This window comes from Methylobacterium sp. WL6, from assembly GCF_008040095.1.
Lineage (GTDB): Bacteria > Pseudomonadota > Alphaproteobacteria > Rhizobiales > Beijerinckiaceae > Methylobacterium.
This window is the reverse complement of sequence record NZ_VRVH01000692.1, coordinates 1-482: the sequence shown is the minus strand read 5'-3', so window position 1 is coordinate 482 and position 482 is coordinate 1. Positions and strand designations below refer to the sequence as shown.

At 76.1% G+C, this 482-nt stretch carries 1 protein-coding gene; it reads left to right on the top strand.

Features of this window, described 5'->3' with window-relative positions:
• The coding region (locus FV230_RS29200; protein WP_147844821.1) for a flagellar hook-length control protein FliK at positions 1–482 on the top strand (482 nt) is incomplete at both ends.

The window sequence follows — 482 nt, the reverse complement described above, 5'->3', positions numbered from 1 at the left end:
GGCCAAGGCCGACCTCTTCGCCGCGCTCACCGAAGCCGCGTCGCCCGGCCCCGCGACGCCGGACCCCGTCGCCAAGGCCCAGGCCGCGCCGTCCGGCTCCTCGCCGATCGCCGCGGACAAGGCCGCGGCCCAGCCGACAGCGGCGCCGGTGCCGCTCGGCCAGGTGCCGATGACGATCGGGCTGCGGTCGCTCGCCGGATCGAGCGAGTTCCAGATCCGGCTCGATCCGCTCGAGCTGGGCCGCGTCGACGTCACCCTCGACATCGACAAGGACAAGGGCACCGTCACGACGCATCTCGTCGTCGAGCGCGTCGAGACCCTGGCGATGCTCCAGCGCGATGCCGGCAGCCTGCAGCAGGCACTGGCCCAGGCCGGGCTCGACCCGTCGCAGGGCGGCATCACGATGTCGCTGCGCAGCGACGGCGGGTCCGGCGGGGAGACCGCGCAGCGCGGCGGGCAGCCCGGGCGCGGCAGCGCCCCGC